The organism is Psychrosphaera sp. B3R10 (genome assembly GCF_018861025.1).
Taxonomy (GTDB): domain Bacteria; phylum Pseudomonadota; class Gammaproteobacteria; order Enterobacterales; family Alteromonadaceae; genus Psychrosphaera; species Psychrosphaera algicola.
On the sequence record NZ_JAHKQH010000017.1, the window covers coordinates 1 to 3,242 of the forward strand.

Consider the following 3,242-nt stretch of genomic DNA (forward strand, 5'->3'; position numbering starts at 1 on the left):
ACCATCGCCGCAGCTGCGTTTCACTTCTGAGTTCGAAATGGAGTCAGGTGGTTCCACAGCGCTATTGCCACCAGGCAAAAGCTGAATTGTAATCAATGTTCTACGAACACCGTTTACATAATTGATTTAACATTCAGAAAGCTCGTACCGCCTAAGGCAATACGTTATAAATAAGATTTGTATTCACACATTCAATAATTTTGACCATCAATGTCTTAAGAACACTTAAGCGTTGTATGGTTAAGCCTCACGGGCAATTAGTATAAGTTAGCTTAATGCCTCACAGCACTTCCACACCTTACCTATCAACGTTGTAGTCTTCAACGACCCTTTAGGACAGTTAAACTGTCAGGGATGACTCATCTCGAGGCTCGCTTCCCGCTTAGATGCTTTCAGCGGTTATCGATTCCGAACGTAGCTACCGGGCAATGCCATTGGCATGACAACCCGAACACCAGCGGTTCGTCCACTCCGGTCCTCTCGTACTAGGAGCAGCTCCTCTCAATCATCCAACGCCCACGGCAGATAGGGACCGAACTGTCTCACGACGTTCTAAACCCAGCTCGCGTACCACTTTAAATGGCGAACAGCCATACCCTTGGGACCGACTTCAGCCCCAGGATGTGATGAGCCGACATCGAGGTGCCAAACACCGCCGTCGATATGAACTCTTGGGCGGTATCAGCCTGTTATCCCCGGAGTACCTTTTATCCGTTGAGCGATGGCCCTTCCATACAGAGCCACCGGATCACTATGACCTACTTTCGTACCTGCTCGACGTGTCTGTCTCGCAGTTAAGCTTGCTTCTACCATTACACTAACCGTACGATGTCCGACCGTACTTAGCAAACCTTCGTGCTCCTCCGTTACTCTTTGGGAGGAGACCGCCCCAGTCAAACTACCCACCAGACACTGTCCGCAATCCCGATAAGGGACCAACGTTAGAACATCAAACATACAAGGGTGGTATTTCAAGGTTGGCTCCACCTGAACTGGCGTCCAAGTTTCATAGCCTCCCACCTATCCTACACATGTAGGCTCAATGTTCAGTGTCAAGCTGTAGTAAAGGTTCACGGGGTCTTTCCGTCTAGCCGCGGGTACACAGCATCTTCACTGCGATTTCAATTTCACTGAGTCTCGGGTGGAGACAGCGTGGCCATCATTACACCATTCGTGCAGGTCGGAACTTACCCGACAAGGAATTTCGCTACCTTAGGACCGTTATAGTTACGGCCGCCGTTTACCGGGGCTTCGATCATGAGCTTCTCTTGCGATAACCCAATCAATTAACCTTCCGGCACCGGGCAGGTGTCACACCCTATACGTCATCTTTCGATTTAGCAGAGTGCTGTGTTTTTAATAAACAGTTGCAGCCACCAGGTCACTGCGACCGGCTTCAGCTTAAGGAGCATGTCCTATCACCAAAACCGGCGTACCTTCTCCCGAAGTTACGGTACCATTTTGCCTAGTTCCTTCACCCGAGTTCTCTCAAGCGCCTTAGTATTCTCTACCTGACCACCTGTGTCGGTTTAGGGTACGGTTTTCAATCATCTGAAGCTTAGAGGCTTTTCCTGGAAGTATGGCATCAATGACTTCTACTCCGTAGAGTATCGTCTCGTATCTCAGTTCTAGCCGCCCGGATTTACCTAAGCAGCCAACCTACATACTTTCACACGGACAACCAACGCCGTGCTCACCTAGCCTTCTCCGTCCCCCCATCGCAATGATTAAAAGTACAGAAATATTAATCTGTTTCCCATCGACTACGCATTTCTGCCTCGCCTTAGGGGCCGACTTACCCTACCCTGATTAGCATGGGATAGGAACCCTTGGTCTTTCGGCGTGGGAGTTTTTCACTCCCATTATCGTTACTCATGTCAACATTCGCACTTCTGATATGTCCAGCAACCCTCTCGAGTCACCTTCAGCCACTTACAGAACGCTCCCCTACCTAGCGTAATAAATTACGCTACCGCAGCTTCGGTGTATTGCTTAGCCCCGTTACATCTTCCGCGCAGGCCGACTCGACTAGTGAGCTATTACGCTTTCTTTAAAGGGTGGCTGCTTCTAAGCCAACCTCCTAGCTGTCTAAGCCTTCCCACATCGTTTCCCACTTAGCAATAACTTTGGGACCTTAGCTGGCGGTCTGGGTTGTTTCCCTCTCCACGACGAACGTTAGCACCCGCCGTGTGTCTCCCGGATAGTACTTTACGGTATTCGGAGTTTGCATGGGGTTGGTAAGCCGGGATGGCCCCCTAGCCCAAACAGTGCTCTACCCCCGTAAGTATTCGTCCGAGGCTCTACCTAAATAGATTTCGGGGAGAACCAGCTATCTCCCGGTTTGATTAGCCTTTCACTCCTAGCCACAAGTCATCCCCTAACTTTTCAACGTTAGTGGGTTCGGTCCTCCAGTTGATGTTACTCAACCTTCAACCTGCTCATGGCTAGATCACCGGGTTTCGGGTCTATACCTTGCAACTAGACGGGCAGTTAACCCTCGCTTTCACTACGGCTCCCCTATTCGGTTAACCTTGCTACAAAATATAAGTCGTTGACCCATTATACAAAAGGTACGCAGTCACAGAACAAGTCTGCTCCTACTGCTTGTACGTATACGGTTTCAGGTTCTATTTCACTCCCCTCACAGGGGTTCTTTTCGCCTTTCCCTCACGGTACTGGTTCACTATCGGTCAATTGGGAGTATTTAGCCTTAGAGGATGGTCCCCCTATCTTCAGTCAAGGTTTCTCGTGCCCCGACCTACTTAATATGTCCAATATAGCTTGTCGTGTACGGGACTATCACCCTTTACTGTGCAACTTTCCAGATGCTTCCACTAAACTATACTGATTCGGCTGTTTCCCTTTCGCTCGCCGCTACTCAGGAAATCTCGGTTGATTTCTTTTCCTCTGGGTACTTAGATGTTTCAGTTCTCCAGGTTTGCCTCGCATAGCTATGTATTCACTATGCGATACCCTAAAAGGGTGGGTTTCCCCATTCAGAAATTCTGGTCTATAACGGTTTTTATCACCTTAACCAGACTTATCGCAGATTAACACGTCTTTCATCGCCTCCAATTGCCAAGGCATCCACCGTATACGCTTATTCACTTAACCATACAACCTTAAATACTCTCATACTTAGGCGTAGGTTATGCCATTTTGATTGCACTCGCTAAAAGTACAATCGACATAAATAACGCTTGAGTTTTCTTCTTACAGTGATAATCAAAATTATTTTTTAA

Annotated in this window: 2 rRNA genes; both read right to left on the reverse strand. The window is 48.3% G+C overall.

Annotated elements, in window-relative coordinates:
* Positions 1-75, reverse strand: a 5S ribosomal RNA gene (gene rrf, locus KO525_RS05260); the annotation flags it as partial.
* Positions 76-236: 161 nt separating this feature from the next.
* Positions 237-3,114, reverse strand: a 23S ribosomal RNA gene (locus KO525_RS05265).
* Positions 3,115-3,242: the final 128 nt, after the last annotated feature.